Source organism: Actinomadura sp. BRA 177 (genome assembly GCF_013372625.1).
GTDB lineage: Bacteria > Actinomycetota > Actinomycetes > Streptosporangiales > Streptosporangiaceae > Spirillospora.
The window spans coordinates 1-1,632 of sequence record NZ_JABXFD010000104.1; the positions used below are offsets into that span (position 1 = coordinate 1).

Sequence of the window (1,632 nt, forward strand, 5' to 3'; positions counted from 1 at the left end):
GCGCCCGGCGCTCCGCCGCCGTGCGCCGGCTGACCGGCGGCCTCGCCGGCGCCGCCGTCGTCATCGCGGTCATCACCGTGCTGTCGCGGCTGGCCGGGTTCGGGCGCACCTACGCCTTCTCGCAGACGGTCACCACGTCCTGCCTGAGCCAGGCGTACTTCACCTCGACGCAGTTCCCCAGCATCGTCTACGAGATCGTCGCGGGCGGCGCGCTCGCCAGCATGGTCGTGCCGGTGCTGGCCGGGCCCGCCGAGCGCGGCGACCGCGAGCAGGTCCGCCGGATCGGGTCGGCGCTGCTCACCTGGATCGTCGTGCTGATGGTGCCGCTCGCGGCGCTGATGGCGCTCGGCGCCCGCCCGATCATGGAGCTGCTGGTCGGCGGCGACCTCAAGGGCTGCTCGCGCGGCGACATCGTGGACGTCGGCTCCAGCATGCTCGCGATCATGTCGGCGCAGATGGTCATGTACGGGATGGCGGTCGTCCTGTACGGGCTGCTGCAATCGCACCGCCGGTTCGTCGCGCCCGCGCTGGCGCCGCTCATGTCGAGCCTGGTGGTGATCGCCGCCTACGTCGCCTACGCGCCGCTCGGCCGCGGCTACGAGAACGACCTGGCCGGCCTGCCGCTGGACGCCGAGCTGACGCTGTCGGTCGGGACGGCGCTCGGCGGCGTCGCGATGGCGGCGACCGCCGGAATCGCGGCGTGGCGGCTGAAGCTGCGGCTGCGGCCCACGCTGCGCTTCCCGGACGGGGTGGCGCGCCGGGTGCGGCGGCTCGCGGTCGCCGGCCTCGCCACCGTCGCGGCGCAGCAGCTGTCGGCACTGCTGGTCGTCCGGCTCAGCTACGAGGGGACGGGCGGCGCGCTCGCCAACTACCAGTACGCCTGGGCGATCTACCTGCTGCCGTGGGCGATCCTCGCGGTGCCGATCGCGACGAGCGCGTTCCCGCTGCTGTCGGCGCGGATCAGCGCCGGGGAGCAGGACCGGTTCAACGCGGTCACCGCGTCCACGACCCGCGCGGTGATCCTGGTGTCGTGCGCGGGCGCCGCCGTGCTCGCCGCCGTCGCCGTCCCGATCGCGGCCGTGTTCAACCCCGGCCACCCCGGCCAGCAGGAGGTCCTGTCGCGCGCGGTGCTCGCGTTCGCGCCTGGCCTGCTCGGGTACGGGCTCGTCGCGCATCTCCAACGCGTCCTGTTCGCCTGCCACCGGGGCAAGATGGGCGCGGCGGCGATCGTCGCGGGCTGGGTGGTGGTGATGGGCGCCGACGTCGCGCTGGTGCTGTCGGTCGACCGGCAGTGGGTCGTCGCGGCGCTCGGCATCGGCAACGCCACCGGGATGACCGTCGCCGGCGTGCTGCTGCTCGGCACGCTCGTCCGCGCCCGGGGCGCCGCGGCGGTGGGCCGTGCTGGACGGGCCGGTGGTGCGCCGTCCGCTCGGCGGCCGCCAGGTGATGCGGGCCCGGATCGAGCACCTGATCGAGATGTCGGAGCTGGCCCACGTGACGCTGCAGATGGTGCCGTTCGGTGCGGGCGGGCACGCGGCGGCGGGCGGCCCGTTCACGATCCTGCGCTTCGCCGAGCCCGGCCTGTCCGACGTCGTCTACCTGGAGCAGCTCACCAGCGCGCTCTACCTCGAC

At 74.6% G+C, this 1,632-nt stretch carries 2 pseudogenes; both read left to right on the forward strand.

Annotated features, from left to right (window positions below):
• Positions 1-77: 77 nt before the first annotated feature.
• A pseudogene (gene murJ / locus HUX53_RS02845) lies at positions 78-1,298 on the forward strand (murein biosynthesis integral membrane protein MurJ); the annotation flags it as partial.
• Between the two features lie 64 nt (positions 1,299-1,362).
• Positions 1,363-1,632, forward strand: a pseudogene (locus HUX53_RS40650) (Scr1 family TA system antitoxin-like transcriptional regulator); the annotation flags it as partial.